At 56.7% G+C, this 24690-nt stretch carries 20 protein-coding genes; 6 read left to right on the top strand and 14 right to left on the bottom strand.

Annotated elements, in window-relative coordinates:
• The first annotated feature begins 13 nt into the window (after window positions 1–13).
• The 3 genes from kefF to folA all read left to right on the top strand — a co-directional run bounded on the left by kefF (window position 14) and on the right by folA (window position 2996).
• Window positions 14–544 (top strand): glutathione-regulated potassium-efflux system oxidoreductase KefF, encoded by a 531-nt coding sequence (gene kefF, locus AC3WS9_RS18355; protein WP_285146030.1) that lies wholly within the window; start codon window positions 14–16, stop codon window positions 542–544.
• Complete coding sequence (gene kefC / locus AC3WS9_RS18350) at window positions 537–2402, top strand: glutathione-regulated potassium-efflux system protein KefC (protein ID WP_285146029.1); 1866 nt, start codon at window positions 537–539, stop codon at window positions 2400–2402. The genes kefF and kefC overlap by 8 nt, the downstream gene beginning before the upstream one ends.
• A gap of 114 nt (window positions 2403–2516) precedes the next feature.
• On the top strand, window positions 2517–2996 hold the full coding sequence (gene folA / locus AC3WS9_RS18345; protein WP_100777676.1) for a type 3 dihydrofolate reductase: 480 nt from the start codon (window positions 2517–2519) through the stop codon (window positions 2994–2996).
• Between the two features lie 205 nt (window positions 2997–3201).
• Here the strand turns inward: folA and apaH are convergent, their stop codons facing one another.
• The 6 genes from apaH to lptD are packed head-to-tail and all read right to left on the bottom strand — an operon-like array spanning window position 3202 to window position 9928.
• On the bottom strand, window positions 3202–4050 hold the full coding sequence (gene apaH / locus AC3WS9_RS18340; RefSeq protein ID WP_492489734.1) for a bis(5'-nucleosyl)-tetraphosphatase (symmetrical) ApaH: 849 nt from the start codon (window positions 4048–4050) through the stop codon (window positions 3202–3204).
• Window positions 4051–4054: 4 nt separating this feature from the next.
• A complete protein-coding gene (gene apaG, locus AC3WS9_RS18335) occupies window positions 4055–4432 on the bottom strand; it encodes a Co2+/Mg2+ efflux protein ApaG (protein WP_282491613.1) in 378 nt (125 codons plus the stop codon).
• A 3-nt stretch (window positions 4433–4435) separates the two neighbouring features.
• Window positions 4436–5257 (bottom strand): 16S rRNA (adenine(1518)-N(6)/adenine(1519)-N(6))-dimethyltransferase RsmA, encoded by an 822-nt coding sequence (gene rsmA / locus AC3WS9_RS18330; protein ID WP_285146026.1) that lies wholly within the window; start codon window positions 5255–5257, stop codon window positions 4436–4438.
• Window positions 5254–6240: a 4-hydroxythreonine-4-phosphate dehydrogenase PdxA gene (pdxA, locus tag AC3WS9_RS18325; RefSeq protein WP_492489731.1), complete on the bottom strand. Its 987-nt coding sequence runs from the start codon at window positions 6238–6240 to the stop codon at window positions 5254–5256. The genes rsmA and pdxA overlap by 4 nt, the downstream gene beginning before the upstream one ends.
• Window positions 6240–7526 (bottom strand): peptidylprolyl isomerase SurA, encoded by a 1287-nt coding sequence (gene surA / locus AC3WS9_RS18320; RefSeq protein ID WP_282491616.1) that lies wholly within the window; start codon window positions 7524–7526, stop codon window positions 6240–6242. The genes pdxA and surA overlap by 1 nt, the downstream gene beginning before the upstream one ends.
• Window positions 7527–7579: 53 nt before the next feature.
• Window positions 7580–9928, bottom strand: coding sequence for an LPS assembly protein LptD (lptD, locus tag AC3WS9_RS18315; RefSeq protein WP_492489729.1), 2349 nt, complete (start codon window positions 9926–9928; stop codon window positions 7580–7582).
• 240 nt (window positions 9929–10168) lie between these two features.
• On the opposite strand from lptD, the gene djlA reads away from it, so the two are divergent.
• Window positions 10169–10990 (top strand): co-chaperone DjlA, encoded by an 822-nt coding sequence (gene djlA / locus AC3WS9_RS18310; RefSeq protein WP_282491619.1) that lies wholly within the window; start codon window positions 10169–10171, stop codon window positions 10988–10990.
• Between the two features lie 34 nt (window positions 10991–11024).
• Here djlA and rluA read toward each other — a convergent pair whose 3' ends face one another.
• The 8 genes from rluA to araB all read right to left on the bottom strand — a co-directional run bounded on the left by rluA (window position 11025) and on the right by araB (window position 22607).
• Window positions 11025–11684, bottom strand: coding sequence for a bifunctional tRNA pseudouridine(32) synthase/23S rRNA pseudouridine(746) synthase RluA (rluA, locus tag AC3WS9_RS18305; RefSeq protein WP_285157957.1), 660 nt, complete (start codon window positions 11682–11684; stop codon window positions 11025–11027).
• A gap of 12 nt (window positions 11685–11696) precedes the next feature.
• The gene (gene rapA / locus AC3WS9_RS18300) at window positions 11697–14603 is read right to left on the bottom strand and encodes an RNA polymerase-associated protein RapA (RefSeq protein WP_492489726.1); all 2907 of its coding nucleotides are present in this window, start codon (window positions 14601–14603) and stop codon (window positions 11697–11699) included.
• Between the two features lie 131 nt (window positions 14604–14734).
• Complete coding sequence (polB, locus tag AC3WS9_RS18295) at window positions 14735–17092, bottom strand: DNA polymerase II (RefSeq protein WP_492489724.1); 2358 nt, start codon at window positions 17090–17092, stop codon at window positions 14735–14737.
• Window positions 17093–17172: 80 nt separating this feature from the next.
• Window positions 17173–17595, bottom strand: coding sequence for a hypothetical protein (locus AC3WS9_RS18290; RefSeq protein WP_492489722.1), 423 nt, complete (start codon window positions 17593–17595; stop codon window positions 17173–17175).
• 2 nt (window positions 17596–17597) lie between these two features.
• A complete protein-coding gene (locus AC3WS9_RS18285; RefSeq protein WP_492489720.1) occupies window positions 17598–18449 on the bottom strand; it encodes a hypothetical protein in 852 nt (283 codons plus the stop codon).
• A gap of 136 nt (window positions 18450–18585) precedes the next feature.
• Window positions 18586–19281 carry an L-ribulose-5-phosphate 4-epimerase gene (gene araD / locus AC3WS9_RS18280; protein WP_282491626.1) on the bottom strand — a complete coding sequence of 232 codons (696 nt, stop codon included), beginning with the start codon at window positions 19279–19281 and terminating at the stop codon, window positions 18586–18588.
• Between the two features lie 103 nt (window positions 19282–19384).
• Entirely contained in the window at window positions 19385–20887 is a 1503-nt protein-coding gene (gene araA / locus AC3WS9_RS18275) for an L-arabinose isomerase (RefSeq protein ID WP_492489718.1), read from the bottom strand.
• 10 nt (window positions 20888–20897) lie between these two features.
• Complete coding sequence (gene araB, locus AC3WS9_RS18270; RefSeq protein ID WP_492489716.1) at window positions 20898–22607, bottom strand: ribulokinase; 1710 nt, start codon at window positions 22605–22607, stop codon at window positions 20898–20900.
• A gap of 337 nt (window positions 22608–22944) precedes the next feature.
• On the opposite strand from araB, the gene araC reads away from it, so the two are divergent.
• Window positions 22945–23787, top strand: coding sequence for an arabinose operon transcriptional regulator AraC (gene araC / locus AC3WS9_RS18265; protein WP_282491629.1), 843 nt, complete (start codon window positions 22945–22947; stop codon window positions 23785–23787).
• A gap of 128 nt (window positions 23788–23915) precedes the next feature.
• A complete protein-coding gene (locus tag AC3WS9_RS18260) occupies window positions 23916–24683 on the top strand; it encodes a DedA family protein (RefSeq protein WP_285150649.1) in 768 nt (255 codons plus the stop codon).
• Window positions 24684–24690 lie beyond the last annotated feature (7 nt).

Below are 24690 nucleotides of genomic sequence, written 5' to 3'. Positions count from 1 at the left end.
AACAGGCTAATTCATGATTTTAATCATTTACGCGCATCCTTATCCGCAACACTCGCATGCGAATAAGCGAATGCTCGATCAAGTCAGGGAAATTGACGGCGTAGAAATACGCTCCCTCTATCAACTCTATCCCGATTTCAACATCGATATTGCCGCCGAACAGGAGGCGATTGCCCGCGCGGATCTGATCGTCTGGCAGCACCCGATGCAGTGGTACAGCACGCCGCCGCTGCTCAAGCTGTGGATCGACAAAGTTTTCTCCCACGGCTGGGCCTACGGGCATAACGGTCACGCGCTGAAAGGCAAAAGCCTGATGTGGGCCGTGACCACTGGGGGTGGGGAAAGTCATTTCGATATTGGCGAACATCCGGGATTTGAGGTGCTGTCTCAGCCGCTGCAGGCGACGGCGGTGTACTGCGGATTGCAGTGGCTGCCGCCTTTCGCCATGCACTGCACCTTTGTCTGCGACGACGAAACCTTGCAGGCGCAGGCCCGTCACTACAAACAACGTCTACTCGACTGGCAGGAGCACCACCATGGATAGCCATACGCTGATACAGGCATTGATCTACCTGGGTGCGGCCGCGCTGATCGTTCCGGTGGCGGTGCGACTGGGGCTGGGCTCGGTGCTCGGGTATTTGATCGCCGGTTGCGCCATCGGCCCGTGGGGGCTGGGGCTGGTCACGGACGCCGAGTCTATTCTGCATTTCGCCGAAATCGGCGTGGTGCTGATGCTTTTTGTCATTGGTCTGGAGCTCGACCCGCAGCGTCTGTGGAAACTGCGCGCCTCGGTGTTTGGCGGCGGGGCGTTGCAGATGATCGCCTGCGGCGCGCTGCTGGGCGGTTTCTGTATTCTGCTCGGGATGGACTGGAAGGTCGCCGAGCTAATCGGTATGACCCTGGCGCTCTCCTCGACGGCGATTGCCATGCAGGCGATGAATGAGCGTAACCTGACGGTGTCCCAGATGGGGCGCAGCACCTTCTCCGTTTTGCTGTTCCAGGATATCGCCGCGATTCCGCTGGTGGCGATGATCCCGCTGCTGGCGGCGAGCGGTTCGTCCACTACGCTGGGGGCTTTTGCTCTGTCGGCGCTGAAAGTGGCGGGCGCGCTGGCGCTGGTGATCCTGTTGGGCCGGTATGTGACGCGTCCGCTGCTGCGTTTTGTCGCGCGCTCCGGGCTGCGGGAAGTGTTCAGCGCCGTGGCACTGTTCCTGGTCTTCGGTTTTGGTCTGCTGCTCGAAGAGGCCGGTCTGTCGATGGCGATGGGGGCATTCCTCGCGGGCGTGCTGCTGGCCAGCTCCGAATACCGTCATGCGCTGGAAAGCGATATCGAGCCGTTTAAAGGGTTGCTGCTGGGGCTGTTCTTTATCGGCGTCGGGATGTCCATCGACTTTGGCACGCTGGTGACGCACCCGCTGCGCATTCTGATCCTACTGGTCGGTTTCCTGGTCATTAAAATGGGCATGCTGTGGCTGATCGCCCGCCCGCTGAATGTGCCGAATAAACAGCGCCGCTGGTTTGCGGTACTGCTGGGGCAGGGGAGTGAATTTGCCTTCGTGGTGTTTGGTGCGGCGCAGATGGCGAACGTGCTCGACGCCGAGTGGGCGAAGGCGCTGACCCTGGCGGTGGCGCTGTCGATGGCAGCCACGCCGATTTTACTGGTGCTGCTTACGCGTCTGGAGCAATCCGGCAGCGGGCAGGACCGCGAAGCGGATGAGATTGACGAAGAACAGCCGCGGGTGATCATCGCCGGGTTTGGCCGCTTCGGACAGATCACTGGCCGCTTGCTGCTCTCCAGTGGAGTGAAAATGGTCATTCTGGATCACGATCCTGACCACATTGAAACTCTGCGTAAATTTGGCATGAAGGTCTTTTACGGCGATGCGACGCGCGTCGATCTGCTGGAATCCGCCGGGGCGGCGAAAGCCGAGGTGCTGATTAACGCGATTGACGATCCGCAGGCCAGCCTCCAGCTGGCTGAGCTGGCGATGGAGCATTTCCCGAACCTGAAAATCATCTCCCGTGCGCGCGATGTGGACCACTATATCAAACTGCGTCAGGCCGGGGTGGAAGCGCCGGAGCGTGAAACCTTTGAAGGGGCGCTGAAATCCGGGCGCATGGCGCTGGAAGGATTAGGGCTGGGTGCCTATGAAGCGCGAGAGCGGGCCGATCTGTTCCGCCGGTTTAACACTGGGATGGTCGAAGAGATGGTGGAGATGGCTGAAGAGGATGCGACGTCCCGCGCTGCGGTAGTGAAACGCACCAGCGCGATGCTGACGGAGATCATCAACGAGGATCGAAATCATCTGTCGTTGACTCAGCGTCACGGCTGGCAGGGCACGGAAGAGGGCAAACATACCGGCGATCCGAAGGATGAACCGGAGAGTAAACCTCTGGCGTGAAGTGGAGTTGCCAGCAATATTGAAATATTTCCCGTTCTTTACTCTGCCGCCAGTCGACGAAAGATTAAGCTTTCCGTATAGTGGCGGCAATTTTTTGCATCCGGGAAATTTTCAATGATCAGTCTGATTGCAGCGCTGGCGGTAGACCGCGTTATCGGTATGGAAAACGCCATGCCGTGGAACCTGCCTGCCGATCTCGCATGGTTTAAACGTACCACGCTTAACAAGCCGGTAGTGATGGGCCGCCTGACCTGGGAGTCAATCGGTCGTCCGTTGCCGGGTCGTAAGAACATCGTTATCAGTAGCCAGCCGGGTACCGACGATCGCGTTGAATGGGTAAAATCCGTCGACGATGCGATTGCCGCTTGCGGCGACGCAGAAGAGATTATGGTGATTGGTGGGGGCCGCGTTTACGAGCAATTCCTGCCAAAAGCGCAGAAGCTCTATTTGACCCACATTGACGCGGAAGTGGAAGGGGACACGCATTTCCCGGACTACGATCCTGACGAGTGGGAATCTGTGTTCAGCGAATTCCACGACGCTGACGCGCAGAACTCGCACAGCTATTGCTTCGAAGTGTTAGAGCGTCGTTAAGGCGAAGCCGCCATTCGGCATTCGTGCGGTAAGTTTGCCTGATGGCGCTTCGCTTATCAGGCCTACGAAGGACCATCTAAGAACGTAGGCCGGATAAGGCGAAGCCGCCATCCGGCACTTGTGCGGTGAGTTTGCCTGATGGCGCTTCGCTTATCAGGCCTACAAAAGACCATCTAAGAACGTATGCCGCCATCCGGCAATGACATCAGGAGGCAACCGCCTCGCCATCCCCTAACTCAAGATGCCGGTTCGACGGCTGAACAAAATACGTTTTATCTTCCCAGCGCAGACAGGTTAAATTCCCGCCCCAGCAGCATCCCGTATCCAGCCCGTAAATATTTTCTGGTGTGCCTTTGCCTTCCAGCGACGCCCAGTGGCCAAACACCACGCTGTACTCATCCGTTACCGGGCCAGGAATGGCAAACCACGGCTTCAGCGGCGCAGGGGCGTTTTCCGGCGTGTCTTTGCAGTACATATCCAGCTGACCGTTCGGGAAGCAGTAGCGCATGCGGGTAAAGGCATTGGTCACGAAGCGCAGGCGCGCCAGACCGCTTAGCTCCGGGCTCCAGTTGTTCGGCATATCGCCGTACATCGCATCAAGGAAGAACGGATAGGAGTCGCTCGCCAGCACCGCTTCGACATCGCGTGCGCACTCTTTGGCGGTCTGCAGATCCCACTGCGGCGTGATCCCGGCGTGGGCCATCACCAGCTTCATCTCTTCGTCGACCTGCAGCAGCGGCTGACGACGCAGCCAGTTGAGCAGCTCGTCGGCGTCTGGTGCTTCCAGCAGCGGCGTGATCCTGTCTTTCGGCTTGTTGCGACTGATGCCGGCAAACACCGCCAGCAGATGCAGATCGTGATTACCCAGCACCACGCGCACGCTGTCGCCCAGCGATTTAACGAAGCGCAAGACGTCCAGTGAGCCCGGCCCGCGCGCCACTAAATCGCCCGTCAGCCAGAGGGTGTCTTGTCCAGGCGTAAAATCGACCTGTTTAAGCAATGCGATCAGTTCATCGTAGCAACCGTGAACGTCGCCAATGAGATATGTAGACATATTTTTAATGAATGAAAGTAGGAACGGCGAGACGGAAAACAGGAACAGCAATACGGAAGGTATTGCCGTCTGGATCGACCATTTCGTAATGGCCCTGCATGGTGCCCATCGGTGTCTCTATGACGGCACCGCTGGTGTACTGAAACTCTTCGCCAGGGGCGATGTGGGGCTGTTCGCCGACCACACCTTCACCCTGAACTTCAATTTCACGGCCATTGCCGTTGGTGATAAGCCAGTAGCGCCCGAGCAGTTGCACAGGCATCCGCCCCAGATTGCGAATGGTTACGGTGTAAGCAAAAACAAAACGTTCTTCGTCCGGCGTGGACTGAGACTCGATATAGACACTTTGCACCTGAACACATACGCGGGGCGAATCAATCATGGCTTAGCTCTCCTTTGGCGGTGCGTTGTCGCTGATGTAGTTAGCCAACTTACAGTACTGCTCAACGGAAATGTTTTCCGCACGCATCGCTGGATCGATACCTAATTCGGTCAGCACTTCGACGGTAAACGAGTTACCCAGGCTGTTACGAATCGTTTTACGACGCTGGTTAAAGGCTTCGGTGGTGATGCGGCTCAGCACACGCAGCTCTTTAACCGGGTACGGCATCACGGCGTGTGGCACCAAACGCACGACCGCTGAATCCACTTTTGGCGCTGGCGTAAACGCCGTCGGCGGCACTTCCAGCACCGGGATAATCTGGCAATAGTATTGCGCCATGACGCTCAATCGACCATACGCTTTACTGTTCGGCCCTGCAACCAGTCGGTTGACGACCTCTTTTTGCAGCATGAAGTGCATGTCGGCAATGGCATCAGTATAGCTAAACAGATGGAACATCAGCGGCGTGGAGATGTTATATGGCAGGTTGCCGAACACGCGCAGCGGCTGGCCCAGTTTCTCGGACAGCTCGGCGAAGTTCATGGTCATGGCGTCCTGCTGATAAATCGTCAGCTTAGGGCCAAGGAACGGATGCGTTTGCAGACGAGCGGCCAGATCGCGGTCCAGCTCGATAACCGTCATTTCGTCGAGGCGTTCGCCCACAGGCTCCGTCAGCGCCGCAAGGCCCGGACCGATTTCGACCATCGCCTGGCCTTTCTGTGGATTAATGGCGGAGACGATGCTTTCGATAACGAACTGATCGTTAAGGAAGTTTTGCCCGAAGCGTTTGCGGGCTAAGTGGCCCTGATGGACTCTAGTATTCATTGAGTATTAACAATCATTTTGATGGCGAGATTAAGCGCCGTAATAAAACTGCCGACATCCGCCTGGCCTTTTCCTGCCAGATCCAGCGCAGTACCGTGGTCCACGGACGTTCGAATAAAGGGTAAACCGAGCGTGATGTTCACGGCGCGGCCAAATCCCTGGTATTTTAGCACGGGCAGGCCCTGATCGTGGTACATCGCGAGCACCGCATCCGCGTTATCGAGATATTTAGCCTGGAAAAGGGTATCGGCAGGCAGCGGCCCGCTAAGATTCATCCCTTTGCCGCGCATCTCTTCCAGCACCGGAATGATGGTATCGATCTCTTCCGTGCCCATATGCCCGCCTTCGCCCGCATGCGGATTCAGCCCGCAGACCAAAATATGCGGTGCCTTAATGCCGAATTTGGTTTGCAGGTCGTGATGCAAAATGGTGATGATTTCGCGCAGCAGGTCCGGCGTGATCGCCTCTGAAATGGCTTTCAGCGGTAAATGGGTCGTCACCAGCGCGACGCGCAGCTCTTCTGTTGCCAGCATCATCACCACGTTGTCGCTGTGGGAGCGCTCTTCAAAGAACTCCGTATGGCCGGTAAAAGGCACACCCGCGTCGTTAATCACGCCTTTATGCACTGGGCCGGTAATCAACGCGGCAAATTCACCGCTCAGGCAACCATCACAGGCGCGCGCCAGCGTCTCGACAACGTAGTGACCGTTTTCGGTACTGAGCAGACCGGGCGTGACAGGAGCGCGAAGGGGGACCGGAAGAATCGTTAATGTGCCCGCCGTTTGCGGAACAGGTGTTTGGCTGGCGTCGTAGGGCAGGAGCGTTAAAGGCAGACCGAGCCATTCAGCCCGGTCTTTTAACAGTGTTTCATCAGCGCAGACAACCAGTTCCACCGGCCAGCTCTGCTGTGCGAGCTGGACGACGAGGTCAGGACCAATCCCGGCGGGTTCGCCGGGAGTGATGACAACACGTTGTGGTTTCATTAGTTGCTCAGGATTTTCACGTAAGCACTGGCGCGTTGTTCCTGCATCCAGGTCGCCGCTTCTTCAGAGAACTTACGGTTGAACAGCATACGGTAAGCGCGGTCTTTCTGCGCCGCATCGGTTTTATCCACGTTGCGGGTATCCATCAGCTCGATCAAGTGCCAGCCGAAGGAGGAGTGAACCGGCGCGCTCATCTGGCCTTTGTTCAGCTTCATCAGCGCATCGCGGAAGGCCGGATCGTAGATATCCGCTGCCGCCCAGCCCAGATCGCCGCCCTGGTTTGCAGAGCCAGGATCCTGAGAGAACTCTTTCGCGGCATTGGCGAACGAGGTTTTACCGCTCTTGATATCCGCAGCAATCTGCTCCAGTTTCACGCGTGCCTGATCGTCAGTCATGATCGGAGAAGGCTTCAGCAGGATGTGACGAGCGTGAACTTCGGTCACAGAAATGCTCTGGCTCTGGCCGCGCATATCGTTCACTTTCAGAATGTGGAAGCCCACACCGGAACGGATTGGACCGATAATGTCGCCTTTCTTCGCCGTGCTCAGCGCCTGCGCAAAGATAGACGGCAGCTCCTGAATACGACCCCAGCCCATCTGGCCGCCTTTCAGCGCCTGCTGGTCAGCAGAGTAGCTGATCGCCAGTTTGCCGAAGTCACTGCCGTTACGCGCCTGATCCACGATAGAGCGCGCCTGGCTTTCCGCTTCGGCCGCCTGATCGGAGGTTGGGTTTTCCGGGAGAGGAATCAGGATGTGGCTCAGGTTCAGCTCGGTGCTGGCATCGTTCTGACTGCCAACCTGCTTCGCCAGCTGATCCACTTCCTGTGGCAGGATAGTGACGCGACGACGCACTTCGTTGTTACGCACTTCAGAAATCAGCATCTCTTTGCGGATCTGATTCCGGTAGGTCGCGTAGCTGATGCCATCGTAAGCCAGACGGCTGCGCATCTGGTCGAGCGTCATGTTGTTCTGCTTGGAAATGTTAGCGATGGCCTCATCGAGCTGCTGATCGGTCACCTTCACACCCATTTTTTGACCCATCTGCAGCACAATCTGATCCATGATCAGACGTTCGAGGATCTGATGGCGCAGCGTGGCGTCATCGGGAAGTTGCTGACCTGCCTCGCCCGAATTGAGCTTCACAGATTGCATTAAACCAGTAACGTCGCTCTCAAGTACTACACCGTTGTTCACAACGGCGGCGACTTTATCAACAACCTGTGGCGCGGCATAGCTGGTGTTCGCAACCATAGCGATACCGAGCAGCAGCGTTTTCCAGTTCTTCATACTTTTTCCATTTCAATTAACCGCAAAGCGGATGGCGTTGTAAATCAAGCACATTACAAGGAACTACGATATGGCAGAATGTTCGAGCGCAGCATCTGCTGCGTGCCCAGGCCGTAGTTGGAGCTCAGGCCGCGCAATTCGACATTGAAGCCAATGACGTTATCGTATTTGCTCTGATTATTCGTGGTATCCCAGCCGTTAAGCTTGCGTTCGTAACCGACGCGAAGCGCGTAACAGCAGGAGTTATATTGCAAACCAACCATCTGATCCGCTGGCTTGCTGGTATTGGTGTCGAAGTAGTAAGCGCCCACAATTGACCAGCGATCGGCGATCGGCCAACTTGCCGCACCACCCACCTGCGAAATACCGTCCTTGTACTGCTCGGCGGTGGCGTAGTTTGGCAGCGTCGCCTGAATATATTCCGGGCTGGCGTAACGGTAAGTCAACTGCAGCATCCGATCTTCATCACGACGGTACTCAACGCTTGTGCTGCTGGTGGCAACGTTATCCAGTCGCGTATCGTACTGCAGCCCACCGCGCAGACCCCAGCGATCGGTCATACGCCAGTAGGTATCACCTGCCCACACCAGGGCGCCCGTTTTGTTGTCTTTCTCCCAGTTAATGTTGTCATCACCGGTACGTGCTTCGGTGAAGTAGTAGATTTGACCAACAGAAACGTTAAAACGTTCAACCGCAGCATCATCATATACGCGAGTCGTCACACCGGTCGTGACCTGGTTCGCGGAGGCGATACGATCAAGGCCACCATAAGTCCGATCGCGGAACAGGCCGCTATAGTCGGACTGGAGGAAAGAGGAGTCGTAGTTCTGGATTTTGCTTTGATCGCGATACGGCACATACAGGTACTGCATGCGCGGTTCCAGCGTTTGGGTATACCCGCTCGCCAGGTTCATATCACGTTCGAAAATCAGCTTGCCGTCCATTTTGAACTGCGGCAGCACGCGGTTAACCGACTCTTCGAGATCGGTGCCGTAACGGGTGTTGTACCAGTCCAGATTTTTCTGCTGATAATGGGTGGCCATCATCTTGGCTTCGGTATTCAGACTCGCCCAGTCGTTAGAGATCGGCAGGTTAATGGTCGGTTCAAGGTGAACACGCGTCGCCTCCGGCATGTCGGAATTGGTATTCACGAAGTGCACTGCCTGACCATAAACACGGGTGTCAAACGGACCGACGTCATTCTGGTACCAGTTCACGTCCAGCTGCGGCTCGGCGCCGTAGGTGCTACGCGTCTGGTTGCTGAAGACCTGGAACTGCTTGGTCGATACCGTGGCGTTGAAGTTCTGAATGGCATAGCCAGCGCTGAAGATCTGCGTCGCGTAGCCGTCAGTACTGGAACCGTACTTGGAATCGAAGTCGTTAAAGTAGTAAGGATCGCTGACCTTGGTGTAGTTGACGTTGAAGCGCCACACCTGATCCATTACACCTGAGTGTTGCCAGTAATATAACCAGCGGTGGCGATCGCCCTCTGTTGGGTGATCGTCCTGAAAAACCTTGTCAGATGGCAGATAATCCAGTTCCATCAAACCTGCACCCGCCTGGGTCAGATAGCGGAATTCGTTCTGCCACTGAATACCGCCGCGCTTGTGGATATAGTGCGGCGTAATGGTGGCGTCCATGTTGGGCGCGATGTTCCAGTAATACGGCAGGTAGAACTCAAAATAGTTCGTGGTGCTGTACTTGGCGTTCGGGATCAGGAAGCCTGAACGACGCTTATCGCCAACCGGAAGCTGCAAATAGGGGCTGTAGAACACCGGCACCGGGCCGAGTTTAAAGCGCGCATTCCAGATCTCCGCCACTTCCTCTTCGCGGTCGTGGATCACTTCGCTCCCGACCACGCTCCAGGTGTTGGAACCCGGCAGACAGGAGGTAAAGGAGCCGTTCTCCAGAATGGTGTAGCGGTTTTCGCCGCGCTGTTTCATCAGGTCCGCTTTACCGCGCCCCTGGCGACCCACCATCTGGTAATCACCTTCCCAGACGTTGGTATCTTTAGTATTCAGGTTTGCCCAGCCTTTCGGACCTTTCAGGATGACCTGATTGTCGTCATAGTGCACATTGCCCAGAGCATCCACCGTTCGGACCGGCTCAGCCGCGCCCTCGGGTTGCTTCTGATGCAGCTGAACTTCGTCCGCCTGCAGACGGCTGTTACCCTGGTTAATGTCGACATTACCCGTGAAGGTCGCGTTATCAGGGTAATTCCCCTTCGCGTGGTCGGCATTAATCGTGACAGGCAAGTTATTGGTATCACCCTGCACCAGTGGGCGATCATAGCTTGGAATGCCCAGCATACATTGCGAGGCAAGATCGGCGGCCATGCCCTGTTGACTGTACAGAGCGGCGGCGATCATGGTGGCCAGGAGGGTGGGGATACGTTTTTTCATACGTTATATTTAGTGTTCCGTCATCAGTGGCTACGGCTTACAAACGCTCAGAGACTATCTTACTCATCTGCGCAGTGCCAGCGTTAATCCTGCCCGGTTACGAGTCAGAGTGTTAGGCTCGCTATCGAATGACGAGTATGATAATGCAAATTATAGGCGATGTCCCTCAATTGACCGTGGCTCGACCACTGAGATGATGGAGTTGCGTCGAGACCTGGAACATGACCATACGGGGAGTCTATGCAGTATTGGGGTAAAATCATTGGCGTGGCGTTCGCTTTATTGATGGGCGCAGGGTTCTGGGGCATCGTGCTGGGCCTCATTATCGGGCATATGTTTGATAAGGCGCGCAGCCGCAAAATGGCCTTCTTTGCCAATCAGCGCGAGCGTCAGGCACTCTTTTTCTCCACCACCTTTGAGGTGATGGGGCATTTAACCAAGTCGAAAGGGCGCGTTACCGAAGCGGACATTCAGATTGCCAGCGTGTTTATGGATCGCATGAGCCTGCACGGTGAGTCACGCGTTGCCGCGCAAAATGCGTTTCGTATCGGCAAGGCGGATAACTATCCCCTGCGCGAGAAAATGCGCCAGTTCCGCAGCATCTGTTTCGGACGTTTTGATCTCATTCGGATGTTTCTCGAAATTCAGATCCAGGCGGCGTTCGCCGACGGTTCTCTGCATCCGAACGAACGCGACGTGTTGTATGTGATTGCCGAAGAGCTGGGTATTTCCCGCATGCAGTTCGACCAGTTCCTGCGCATGATGCAGGGCGGGGCGCAGTTTGGCGGCGGCTATCAGCACCAGCAGCAGTCTGCGGGCGGCGGCTGGCAGCAAGCGCAGCGCGGTCCTACGCTCGAAGATGCCTGTAACGTGCTGGGCGTGAAAGCGACCGACGATGCGACCACCATCAAACGCGCCTATCGCAAGCTGATGAGCGAACATCACCCGGATAAACTGGTGGCCAAAGGGTTACCGCCGGAGATGATGGAGATGGCGAAGCAGAAAGCGCAGGAAATTCAGAAAGCGTACGAGCTCATTAAAGAGCAGAAGGGCTTTAAGTAATACGCGTTGGCCCGGCAAGCGCCGGGCCACACTGTTAAAAGTCAGCGGGTGCTTTAAAGGTCATCAGATTGCCAAACTCCGGATGCGTTATTGTCAGCATCTGAGCATGCAATTGTAGGCGTGGCGCCATCACCAGCGCTTCCGGGGTGGCGTAAAAACGGTCCCCCAAAATCGGATGACCTAAAGCCAGCATATGCACGCGCAGCTGGTGCGAACGCCCGGTAATCGGTTTGAGCAGAATACGCGCGGTGTTATCCGGCGCGTACTCCAGCACTTCATACTCCGTCTGCGCCGCCTTGCCGGTTTCAAAACAGACTTTTTGCTTAGGCCGGTTCGGCCAGTCGCAAATCAGCGGTAAATCCACCAGACCTTCTGCCTTCTCCGGGTGTCCCCAGATGCGCGCGACGTACTGTTTCTTCGGTTCACGATCGCGGAACTGGCGCTTTAATTCGCGCTCAGCCGCTTTGGTCAGAGCCACCACAATCACGCCGCTGGTCGCCATATCCAGGCGATGCACGGACTCCGCCTGCGGATAGTCGCGCTGCACGCGCGTCATCACGCTGTCTTTGTGCTCCTCCAGACGTCCCGGCACGGACAACAGGCCGCTGGGCTTGTTGACCACCATGATGTGCTCATCCTGATACAGAATGACCAGCCACGGGTCCATCGGCGGATTGTAGGTCTCCATGATCATGTCGCGCTCCGGTTACTGATGCGTCACAACGATCAGACGCAGCGCGTCCAGTCGCCAGCTCGCCTGATCCAGGCTTTCCATGACCTGCTCGCGGTTGCTCTCGATCGCAGCCAGCTCGTCGTCACGGATGTTTGGGTTCACCGCTTTTAACGCTTCCAGACGCGACAGTTCGGCCGAGAGTTTATCGTCCGCTTCGCTGCGAGCCGCATCAATCAGCGCACGCGCAGCTTTCTCAATCTGCGCTTCGCCCTGCTGCAGGATGGCGTGAACATCCTGCTGAACGGCATTCACCAGCTTGCTGCCCGTGTGACGGTTCACCGCGCTCAGCTGACGGTTAAAGCTCTCAAACTCCACCTGTGCGGCGAGGTTGGTGCCGTTTTTGTCGAGCATCAGACGTACCGGCGTCGCAGGCAGGAAGCGGTTGAGCTGCAGCTGTTTCGGCGCCTGCGCCTCCACCACGTAGATAAGCTCTAACAGCAGCGTCCCGACAGGCAGCGCTTTGTTTTTCAGCAGGGAAATGGTGCTGCTGCCCGTATCGCCGGAGAGGATCAAATCCAGGCCGTTGCGAATCAGCGGGTGTTCCCAGGTGATGAACTGCGCGTCTTCACGGGAAAGCGCGACGTCACGCTCGAAGGTGATGGTGCAGCCATCCTCCGGCAGACCCGGGAAATCCGGGACCAGCATGTGATCGGACGGCGTCAGGACGATCATGTTTTCGCCGCGATCGTCCTGGTTGATACCCACGATATCAAACAGGTTCATCGCAAAGCTGATCAGGCTGGTGTCGTCGTCCTGCTCTTCAATGCTTTCAGCAAGCTGCTGCGCTTTTTCGCCACCATTGGAATGAATTTCCAGCAGACGGTCGCGGCCTTGTTCAAGCTGCAGTTTCAGCGCGTCGTGCTTCTCGCGACAGGATTTGATCAGCTCGTCAAAACCTTCGGTCTCTTCCGGGGCTGCTAGGTAGCCGATCAGATCGCTGTGCACCTGGTCGTAAATCGTGCGCCCGGTCGGGCAAGTATGTTCAAACGCGTCCAGCCCTTCGTGGAACCAGCGCACCAGTACGGACTGAGCGGTTTTTTCGAGGAACGGGACGTGGATCTGAATATCGTGCGCCTGACCGATACGGTCCAGACGGCCAATACGCTGCTCCAGCAAGTCCGGGTTAAACGGCAGATCGAACATCACCAGATGGCTGGCGAACTGGAAGTTACGCCCTTCGGAGCCGATTTCGGAGCAGAGCAGAACCTGCGCGCCGCTGTCCTCTTCGCCGAACCAGGCCGCTGCGCGGTCACGCTCGATGATCGACATCCCTTCGTGGAACACGGCGGCACGGATCCCTTCCCGCTCGCGCAGGACCTGCTCCAGCTGCAGCGCGGTGGCCGCTTTGGCGCAAATCACCAGCACTTTCTGGGAACGGTGAGCCGTCAGATAACCCATCAGCCACTCGACGCGCGGATCGAAGTTCCACCAGGTTCCGGTATCGCCTTCGAACTCCTGGTAAATCTGTTCCGGATAGAGCATGTCACGCGCGCGCTCTTCCGCACTTTTACGCGCACCCATGATGCCGGAGACTTTAATCGCCGTCTGATACTGGGTCGGCAGCGGCAGCTTGATGGTGTGCAGCTCGCGTTTCGGGAAGCCTTTCACGCCGTTACGGGTGTTTCGGAACAGCACGCGGCTGGTGCCGTGGCGGTCCATCAGCATCGAGACCAGCTCCTGACGCGCGGTTTCGGCGTCGTCGCGGTCGCTGTTCGCGGCGTGCAGCAGCGGCTCAATATCCTGTTCGCCAATCAGCTCGCTCAGGGTGTTGAGTTCATCGTTGGAGAGGTGTTTCCCGGCCAGCAGCAGCGCCACCGCGTCGGCAACCGGGCGATAGTTTTGCTGTTCTTCGACAAATACCGAGAAATCGTGGAAACGGTTCGGGTCAAGCAGACGCAGACGGGCAAAGTGGCTTTCGAGACCCAGCTGTTCCGGCGTGGCGGTCAACAGCAGAATACCCGGCACGCGCTCTGCCAGCTGTTCGATAGCCATATACTCACGGCTTGGCGCGTCTTCGCTCCACACCAGGTGGTGCGCTTCGTCGACGACCATGATATCCCACTCGGCGTCGCACAGATGCTCAAGGCGCTGCTTGCTGCGGCGCACGAAATCGAGGGAGCAGATCACCAGCTGCTCTGTTTCAAACGGGTTGTCCGCGTCGTGCTGAGCTTCGGCGTAGCGCTCGTCATCGAACAGGGAGAAACGCAGGTTGAAGCGGCGCAGCATCTCGACCAGCCACTGGTGTTGCAGGGTTTCTGGCACCACAATCAGCACGCGCTCGGCGGCGCCAGAGAGCAGCTGTTGATGCAGGATCATACCCGCTTCGATGGTTTTCCCGAGGCCCACTTCATCGGCCAGCAGGACGCGCGGCGCATGACGACGACCGACGTCGTGGGCGATGTTCAGCTGGTGCGGGATCAGGCTGGTACGCTGACCGCGCAGGCCGCTCCACGGCATACGGTACTGTTCACTCTGGAATTTACGCGCGCGATAGCGCAGGGCAAAACGGTCCATGCGGTCAATCTGACCGGCAAACAGACGGTCTTGTGGCTTGCTGAAGACCAGGCGGCTGTCGAGCAGCACTTCGCGCAGGATGACATTGGTCTCTTCGGTGTCCACTCGCGTACCGATGTAGGCGAGGATCCCATTCTCTTCTTTTACGTCTTCAATCTTCAGCTGCCAGCCTTCATGGCTGGTAACGGTGTCACCCGGGTTAAACATGACGCGGGTAACAGGGGAATCATTGCGTGCATACAGACGGTTTTCACCCGTGGCCGGGAAGAGGATCGTGACCATACGCGCATCCAGCGCTACCACAGTTCCTAATCCAAGTTCGCTTTCTGTATCGCTGATCCAGCGTTGACCAAGTGTAAAAGGCATAGTTATTGGGCTCTAATCTTTAGTTTTGCAGGCAATAGTTCGACCACCGTCGCAGAGTGACGGCCATCGAAAAATGGGTCCGGGAATGGAAAGGGCGCTATGGTACTGGATGGCGGCGTTTTCGTCACGCGTCAAAATAGCCCCAGTTGCCCTGTCATGAGTGTAGCAAAATCATCGTCGACGAAGGGTAATATTCCATCGGCAACCGGCATTAACTGGCGCGTCAGATAGTGATCGTAATCCAGCGGCGAGTGCTGATAATCCAACGGCTCCGGGCCGCTGGTGGTCCAGACGTATTTGATGGTTCCCCGGTTTTGATACTGCGGCGCGCGACCGAGACGCAGGTTCTCTTCATCGGCCAGTCTGGCGGCGCGAACGTGCGGCGGGACGTTGCGCTGATACTCCGCCAGCGGGCGGCGCAGACGCTTACGATAGACCAGCTGGCTATCCAGCTCACCGGCCAGCAGGCTGGCGATGGTCTCGCGGACATAATCCTGATACGGCTCGTTGCGAAACACGCGCAGATAGAGCGTCTGCTGGAACTGTTGCGCCAGCGGGGTCCAGTCGGTGCGCACGGTTTCCAGCCCTTTAAACACCATGCGCTGCGAGTCGCCTTCCTGAATCAAACCGGCGTAACGCTTCTTGCTGCCCTGTTCGGCACCGCGAATGGTCGGCATCAAAAAGCGGCTGAAATGGGTTTCAAATTCAATCTCTAAGGCGCTGGTTAAGCGCTCTTTTTGCAAATGCTTCTGCCACCAGGCGTTAATGAAAGCCACCAGATCGTTGCCAATTTTGGCGGCGTCCTCTTCGCTGTGGGCGCCTTTCAGCCAGACAAAGGTCGAGTCCGTGTCGCCGTAGATCACGTCATAGCCCTGGGATTCCACCAGGGCTTTGGTCTGGCGCATGATCTCATGCCCGCGCATGGTGATCGACGAGGCGAGGCGGGGATCGAAAAACCGACAGGCGCTGGTGCCGAGCACGCCGTAGAAGGCGTTCATGATGATCTTCAGCGCCTGAGAAAGGGGTTTGTTGTGATGACGTTTGGCCTCGTCGCGCCCGTGCCAGATCTGGCTGACGATCTCCGGCAGGCAGTGTTTTTCCCGCGAGAAACGCGCGCCGAGAAAACCTTCCGTGCTGTGGGCGTCATCGGGCTGCGCCATGCCCTCAACCAGCCCGACGGGATCGATCAGGAAGGTGCGAATGATCGACGGGTACAGGCTTTTATAGTCCAGCACCAGCACCGAATCATACAGCCCTGGCCGGGAGTCCATCACATACCCGCCGGGGCTGGCCTGCGGCGGGACTTCGCCGAGATTCGGCGCGACATAACCCGCGCGGTGCATACGCGGAATATAAAGGTGGCCAAAGGCGGCGACGGATCCGCCGTGACGATCGATCGCCAGGCCGTTGACGGTGGCGCGCTCCAGCAGGAACGGCATGATCTCGGTCTTATGGAAAATCCGCGTCACCAGCTCGCAGTCTTTAAGGTTGTAGGTCGCCAGCGCCGGTTTGTCTTCGTTGAAGCGCCGGTCGATCTCGTCCATGCGATCCCAGGGATTGTCGATGGATTTCCCTTCGCCGAGCAGCTCCTGGGACACCGCTTCCAGCGAGAAAGAGGAGAAACTCCAGAACGCGGATTTGAGGGCTTCGATGCCGTCGATAATCACCCGCCCGTTGGCCTGCGCGAAGAACACGCCGTTTTTAAAACCGTGCTCGCGCCACTCCAGCTCGCTGTTGCCGCGCCCGAGCATCAGGGGAATGCGGTAGCGCTCGGCATGTTTTTGCAGCACGCGCAGGTCAAACTGCACCACGTTCCAGCCGATCAGCACATCGGGATCGTGGGTGGCAAACCACTGGTTGAGTTTTTCGATCAGCTGCGGGCGGCTGTTGACGTACACAAGCTCAAAATCCAGTCCCGAGGCGTCGCCATTTTCCGGGCCCAGCATGTAGACAATCCGCTGGCCGCAGCCTTCCAGGCCGATGCAGTAGAGCTCGCCGTGGCGCGTGGTTTCGATATCCAGCGACACCCATTTCAGCGGCGGGCGGTAGTGGGGATTGGGTTTCAGACGGGCATTAATGAGTTTGTCGCCTTGCGGCGTGCCGTCGACCCAGACGGGCGCGGTGATAAAGCGCTCCATCAGGAAACGTTCCGGCGGACGAATATCCGCTTCGTAGAGCGTTACGCCTGCTTCACGCAGCAGTTTTTCATAGCGCATCAGCTGGCGATGCGCACGGCAGTACAGCCCAAACACAGGCGTACGGTGGAAATCTTTCAGCTCCAGCGGCGTGATGCGCCAGCCGTTTTCTCCGCGCAATACCTCGCGCGTTTTTTCAACGTACTGTTCCGGGATAAAGGCCACAGACTCTTGCGGCGGAAGTGTGACGTTCAGCGGACCCTCGTCCGTTGCCAGCCAGAATTCCACTTCGGTGCCCTGAGGGGTATCCCGCCAGTGCCGGGTCAGTAAAAAGCCTTCTCGCGCCTGCGCCACGCCGTAATCCCATAAAACAAAACCAGGCGTGAGTATAGCCTGGTTTAATCGATTTCACTGATTTTTTGTACAGTACTTATTCATCTCTCAGTTTCAAAATATTCTAATTCGAGCGTTTCTGATTTTTGAAACACACAGTACCGCTGGTAGTTATCCGTGTAGTCCTTATCATCGTAATATCGCCACACGCAGTCGTATTGTTCAAAGCCGCCTTGTTTTTGGATAAAATCAATGAGCTTAGTCTTTTGTAAAACCCTACTCCTGATGTTTCTCCAGAGAATGGTTACAGTCATGTGCTGCGTGTCAGGATCATAAACATATCTGTATTCTGCATTTTCTGAGATTGTGGGGGCTTGTCGCAAACTGGTGGGGGTATATAGCCAGTAAGAAAAAACATCTGTGCGAGAATAATGATGTTCTCCGGTTGTCAGAGAAAACCATCCATAAATTAAAAATGATGGTAATAATAAAGCAACGAATAAGAGTGAGATCCATGTTTTCATTTTTACCAGCCGTAATGAGGTTGGTGGGGATTTAATAAGAAGTACATTGGGCGTTCGAAAGGATCATCTGAATAGTTTTTTGTGTTGGATAACGTGATCGAACCATAAAGCTCATGGTTTATACGCGAACGATCGCTAAAGAAGTTATCGATAGGTCTGTTTCTAAATTGATTGAGAAAAAAGTTATTGTACTCCTGGCCGAACGGCTTAATGTAATTTAACCATGCAGGTAAATTTTTTCGGACAGGCTCGCCATGCTTCATAGGCGGATGCAAAGAGAAATGGAGTGGCGAGAACGTCGTATTCTTGTAATGTCCGATAGGATCGTGCGAATCCCATATCTGGATGGCAGTCTCATAGGATACAGGTTTAGCAAGCCAAAGTGGGTCTGGCCCCTTACCAAACACGCGATAGAAGCCGACTAAATCTGACACTAGATCCTCAGCGCTAAAGCCACTATCGGTATACCAGTTAAAAAGGATCGAATTTTGCCATGCCTCGAACCTTATAGCTGTGCCATACATGATTGTTAGTGCCACTCTTGCTTTTGATTCCGGCGATAAACACGCTTTCACCATGACCTGGGTATTAACACCTGTATGAAAGGTCAATTCATACCCAGGGAATTGTCCTTTTTTCGCCATTTCCTGATGATATGAGACCGGAAAGTACCATTCACCATACTCTTCGAAATATCGGGAAAAAGACTCACTATCCAGCTTATCTTTTAACATCCGGGCATCGTTCCCCTGAGCATGACCTAAATCTATCCAGCCCAGCTCTTCCGTGTAAACTAATCCGCTCTTCCGGGTTGTTGAAAAGATCCCATCGGTAATATCGCTGCGAGTGCTCATTATTCACCTCCCTTGTGGATTATTTTTATAGCAAAGGAGGTCTGGGGGAACAAATGTGATTTTTTTATTATTTCAACAAAACTATTGATGATTTATATTATTGACAGGGCGTCCGTTTCGCAGACGCCCTAAAGTTTTACTGCCCGTAATACGCCTTCGCCCCGTGCTTGCGCAGATAGTGTTTATCCAACAGCGTTTGCTGCATGTCCGGGAGCTGCGGTGACAGCTGGCGGCAGAAGATCCCCATGTAGGCGACTTCTTCCAGCACGATGGCGTTATGTACCGCATCCTCGGCGTTTTTGCCCCAGGCGAATGGGCCGTGGGAATGCACCAGCACGCCCGGCATTTGCGCTGCGTCGATCCCTTGTTTTTCAAAGGTTTCGACGATCACGTTGCCCGTTTCCCACTCATATTCGCCGTTGATTTCGGCGTCGGTCATTTTGCGCGTGCAGGGGATGGAGCCGTAGAAATAGTCGGCATGCGTCGTGCCCGTCGCCGGAATCGACTGCCCGGCCTGCGCCCAGATGGTGGCGTGGCGCGAGTGGGTGTGGACGATGCCGCCAATCGACGGGAATGACTGATAGAGCAGGCGATGGGTTGGCGTATCGGAGGAGGGCTTTTTGGTCCCTTCGACGACTTCGCCGGTGGCGATGCTCACCACCACCATGTCGTCGGCGGTCATTACGCTGTAATCCACGCCGGAGGGCTTAATCACAAAGACGCCTTTCTCCCGATCGACGGCGCTGACGTTACCCCAGGTGAGGGTAACGAGATGGTGTTTCGGCAGGGCGAGGTTGGCTTCCAGCACCTGACGTTTGAGATCTTCTAACATGTTGTCTCCATGCCGGGTGGCGCTTCGCTGACCCGGCCTACAGTGTTTGTGCGCTCCCGTAGGCCCGGTAAACGAAGTGCCACCGGGCAATCCGTCACCGTACTTAACGTTTTGAACCGTAATAGACTTCGTTCCAGCGCAGCGCATCTTTAAACGCTGGCAGACGGGTGTCGTTGTCGATGACGGCCAGCTCGATGTCATGCAACTCCGCGAACTGGCGCATATCGTTCAGATCCAGCGAGTGGCTGAAGACCGTATGGTGCGCGCCACCGGCGACGATCCAGGCCTCTGACGCGGTCGGGAGATCCGGCTGCGCTTTCCACAGGGCGTTCGCCACCGGCAGTTTTGGCAGGGAGTGCGGGGTTTCGACGGCATCCACGCAGTTCACCAGCAGGCGGAAGCGATCGCCCAGATCGATCAGGCTGGCGTTAATCGCCGGGCCGGTGCGGGTGTTGAAGATCAGACGGGCCGGATCGGCTTTGCCGCCAATGCCCAGGTATTGCACGTCGAGGATCGGTTTCTCTTCGACGGCGATGGAAGGACACACTTCCAGCATGTGCGAGCCCAGCACCAGATCGTTGCCGTTCTCGAAGTGGTAGGTGTAATCCTCCATAAAGGAGGTGCCGCCCTGTAGACCGGTCGACATCACCTTCATGATGCGAAGCAGGGCGGCGGTTTTCCAGTCGCCTTCGCCCGCAAAGCCGTAGCCTTGCTGCATCAGACGTTGCACCGCCAGGCCTGGTAGTTGTTTCAGGCCGTGGAGGTCTTCAAAAGTGGTGGTAAAGGCGTGGAATCCGCCCTGTTCCAGGAAGCGTTTCATGCCCAGTTCGATGCGCGCCGCATCAATGACGTTCTGGCGCTTGTCGCCGTTGATCTGCGCCGCCGCGGTCAGGCGGTAGCTGCTTTCATATTCATCCACCAGCGCGCTGATATCGCCCTCGCTGATGTCGTTCACCACCTGCACCAGATCGCCCACGGCCCAGGTATTAACCGAGAAACCGAATTTGATCTGCGCGGCGACTTTATCGCCGTCGGTCACCGCTACTTCGCGCATGTTATCGCCAAAACGCACCACTTTCAGATGGCGGGTATCCTGTTTCGATACCGCCTGGCGCATCCAGGATCCAATGCGCTGCTGCGCGTGTTGATCCTGCCAGTGACCGGTCACCACGCCGTGCTGCTGACGCATACGCGCGCCGATGAAGCCAAACTCGCGGCCGCCGTGTGCGGTCTGGTTCAGGTTCATAAAGTCCATATCGATGCTGTCCCACGGCAGGGAGGCGTTGAACTGGGTATGGAACTGGAGAAGCGGCTTGTTGAGGATCGTCAGGCCGTTGATCCACATTTTGGCCGGGGAGAAGGTGTGCAGCCACACCACCATCCCGGCGCATTTGTCGTCGTAGTTCGCATCGCGGCAGATATGGGTAATTTCGTCCGGCGTGGTGCCGAGCGGTTTCAGCACCAGTTTGCACGGCAGTTTGGCCTCGGCGTTCAGGGCGTTAACCACGTGCTCCGCGTGTTTCGTCACCTGCTGCAGCGCTTCCGGCCCATATAGATGCTGGCTGCCAATGACAAACCACACTTCATAATTATTAAAAATGCTCATTATCGTGTCCTTAATGTGTCAGGGTTGCCGGTTTTTCCGCGGTGTTTTTGGCCGGGGCGGCGACAGGGAGATAGTGTTGTTCGGCGCTTTTCGACCACTGCAGGTAGCGCTGATAAAGCTGTTCGAAGCGTTGGGCCTGCGAAGCGCGTGGCTGGAGCGTGCTCTCAACTTTGCTTGCCATGTGCTGCTGCGCGGTCGGGATATCCACGTGAACGCCTGCCGCGACGGCGGCGAAAATGGCGGCCCCGAGGGCACAGCACTGATCGGAGGCGACAATCTGCAGCGGACGGTTCAGCACGTCGCAGCAGGCCTGCATGATCACCGGGTTTTTACGCGCAATGCCGCCAAGGGCCATCACCTCGTTCACGGCGATCCCCTGCTCGGTGAAGCACTCCATGATGGCGCGTGCGCCAAAGGCGGTAGCCGCAATCAGGCCGCCAAACAGCGCGGGCGCGTCGGTCGCCAGATTCAGGTCGGTGATCACGCCTTTAAGACGCTGATTGGCAAACGGGGTACGACGGCCGTTAAACCAGTCAAGCACCACCGGGAGATGATCCAGCGACGGGTTTTTCGCCCAGGCTTCGGTCAGCTGCGGAAGAAGCTGTTTTTTGCTGGCGGCGATCTGCGTTTTCAGTTCCGGATGGGTTTCCGCCAGCTGATCCAGCGGCCAGCCGAGCACGCGGCCAAACCAGGCGTAGATATCACCGAAGGCGGATTGCCCGGCTTCTAGCCCGATAAAATCAGGGACCACGCTGCCGTCCACCTGACCGCAAATCCCTTTCACGGCGCGATCGCCGACGGTGGCTTTATCGGCGGTGAGGATGTCGCAGGTCGAGGTGCCAATGACTTTCACCAGCGTATTCGGCTGTGCGCCCGCGCCGACGGCACCCATATGGCAGTCGAACGCCCCGCCGGAAATCGCCACGTTTTGCGGCAGACCCAGACGCTGCGCCCACTCGGCGCAGAGGGTTCCGACCGGAATGTCGGCGGTAAAGGTGTCGGTAAAGAGCGGGTATTTCAGGCTTTGATTGATGAGCGGATCGAGTTCATCGAAGAACGACGCCGGAGGCAGTCCGCCCCAGCTTTCATGCCACAGGGATTTATGCCCGGCGCTGCAGCGGCCGCGGCGAATATACTGCGGGCGGGTGGTGCCTGACAGCAGGGCTGGCACCCAGTCGCAGAGCTCAATCCACGACACTGCAGCCTGCGCCACGGCGCGGTCGGCGCGGGTCACGTGCAGAATTTTGGCCCAGAACCACTCGCTGGAATAAATCCCGCCAATGTAGCGGGAGTAGTCGGTTTTGCCTGTCTGATGGCACAAACGGGTGATGGCTTCGGCCTCTTCAACCGCAGTATGGTCTTTCCACAGCACGAACATGGCGTTCGGGTTGTCGGCAAACTCAGGACGCAGCGCCAGCACGCGGCCTTCGGCATCCACCGGAGCTGGCGTCGAGCCGGTACTGTCTACGCCAATGCCGACGATCTCCGCGCGCTGGGCTTCACTCAGTTCAGCAAGCACGGTTTTGATCGCCGCTTCCATCGATTCGATGTAGTCGCGCGGGTGGTGGCGGAACTGGTTATTTGGCGCATCGCAGTAACGCCCCTCTTGCCAGCGCGGATACCACTCCACGCTGGTTGCTATCTCCTGGCCCGTACGACACTCCACCGCCAGGGCGCGTACCGAGTCACTGCCAAAATCGAGGCCAATCGCAATTGCCATTTATGTTGCTCCATCAAAAAACGGGTATGGATCAACATTAGAGATTGGGGGCGAAAATCGTCAGGCAGGATCCGCTAATCTTATGGATTAAATTGCTGTTGAGGTGGAAAGTGTGACGCCGTGCAAATATTCAATGTGGACATTTCTGCCGCAGTTATAGACACTTTTGTTACCGCTGATTGACATGATGTCGCGGAAAAATCTGGGGTAAAGGCTGAGGCAAAGCGGAATTAAAAGAGCGGGCAGGTGATTGAGATCTTTTAACGACCCGTTTTTATACGGCTTTTATCGATATGGACAATTTGTTTCCTTATTGACCGTCGGGAGTCACCTGTTTATGGCCGAAATACAAAACGATCCCCTGTTGCCGGGCTACTCCTTCAACGCCCATCTGGTGGCGGGTTTGACCCCCATTGAAGCCGACGGCTACCTCGACTTTTTCGTCGATCGTCCGCTGGGGATGAAAGGCTATATCCTGAATATCACCGTGCGCGGCGAAGGGATCATCAAAAATCACGATCGGCAGTTTGTCTGTCGTCCGGGCGATATTTTGCTGTTTCCGCCGGGGGAGATTCACCACTACGGACGCCATCCGGACGCGAAAGAGTGGTATCACCAGTGGGTCTACTTCCGCCCGCGCGCCTACTGGCAGGAGTGGCTGGCCTGGCCGGCGATTTTTGCCCACACCGGTTTTTATCGCCCCGACGAAGCGCATCAGGCGCAGTTCCGCGAGCTGTTTGCGCAGATTATCGAAGCCCAGGCGGGCGGGCGCTACGCCGAACTGCTGGCGATCAATCTGCTGGAACAGCTGCTGCTGCGGCGCATGGAGGCGATCAACGCGTCGCTCAACCCGCCGCTGGATAACCGCGTGCGCGATGCCTGTCAGTACATCAGCGATCATCTGGCGGACAGCCAGTTTGATATCGCGGGGGTCGCCCAGCACGTCTGTCTGTCGCCGTCGCGCCTGTCGCATCTCTTCCGCCAGCAGCTTGGCGTGAGCGTCCTGAGCTGGCGCGAGGATCAGCGCATCAGCCAGGCCAAACTGCTGCTCAGCACCACGCGCATGCCCATTGCCACCGTCGGGCGTAACGTCGGCTTTGAAGATCAGCTCTATTTCTCCCGCGTCTTTAAGAAATGTACTGGCGCCAGCCCCAGTGAATTCCGCGCCGGGTGTGAATAAAACGTAAATAAAACTAAACAAACAGGTGAAGTCTGGCGGCACCCGGTAAACTATTCAGACAATTGTTGTCTTGACGCGGCAGGAAGCACTTCGCAGAATCCCTGCTCTGTTATCTGACCGGAAACGTTATGCAGGCATTGCTGGAACATTTTATTACGCAGTCCGTCGCCTATTCGCTGATTGCCGTCGCGCTGGTCGCCTTTCTTGAATCGCTGGCGCTGGTCGGGCTGATATTACCCGGAACGGTGATGATGGCGGGCCTCGGGGCGCTGATCGGCAGCGGCGAGGTGAACTTCTGGCAGGCATGGATGGCCGGTATCGTGGGCTGTTTGCTGGGGGACTGGATCTCTTTCTGGCTCGGCTGGCGCTTCAAAAAGCCGCTGCATCGCTGGTCGTTCATGAAAAAGAACAAAGCGTTGCTCGATAAAACCGAGCATGCCCTGCATCAGCACAGCATGTTTACCATTCTGATTGGGCGATTCATTGGGCCGACGCGCCCGATTGTGCCGATGGTTGCCGGGATGCTGGACCTGCCCGTCGCAAAGTTTCTGCTGCCGAACATCATCGGCTGTCTTCTCTGGCCGCCAGTTTACTTCCTGCCGGGCATTCTGGCCGGTGCGGCGATTGATATCCCCGCCGATGCGCAAAGCGGTCATTTTAAATGGCTGCTGTTAGGGACCGCGCTGCTGCTGTGGGTCGCGTTTTGGTTGTGCTGGAGATTGTGGCGCAGTGCGAAGGCGGGGACGGATCGTCTGACCCACTATCTGCCGCGTGGGCGCCTGATGATGCTCGCGCCCTTAACGCTCGGGATCGCCGTGGTAGCGCTGGTGGCGTTGATTCGTCATCCGCTGATGCCGGTGTATGGCGAGATTTTGTTGAAGGTGGTAAGCCGGTAGTTTATCG

The sequence above is a fragment of the Lelliottia sp. EB106-05-01-XG201 genome, from assembly GCF_058791735.1.
This window is presented reverse-complemented; position numbering and strand designations above follow the sequence as displayed.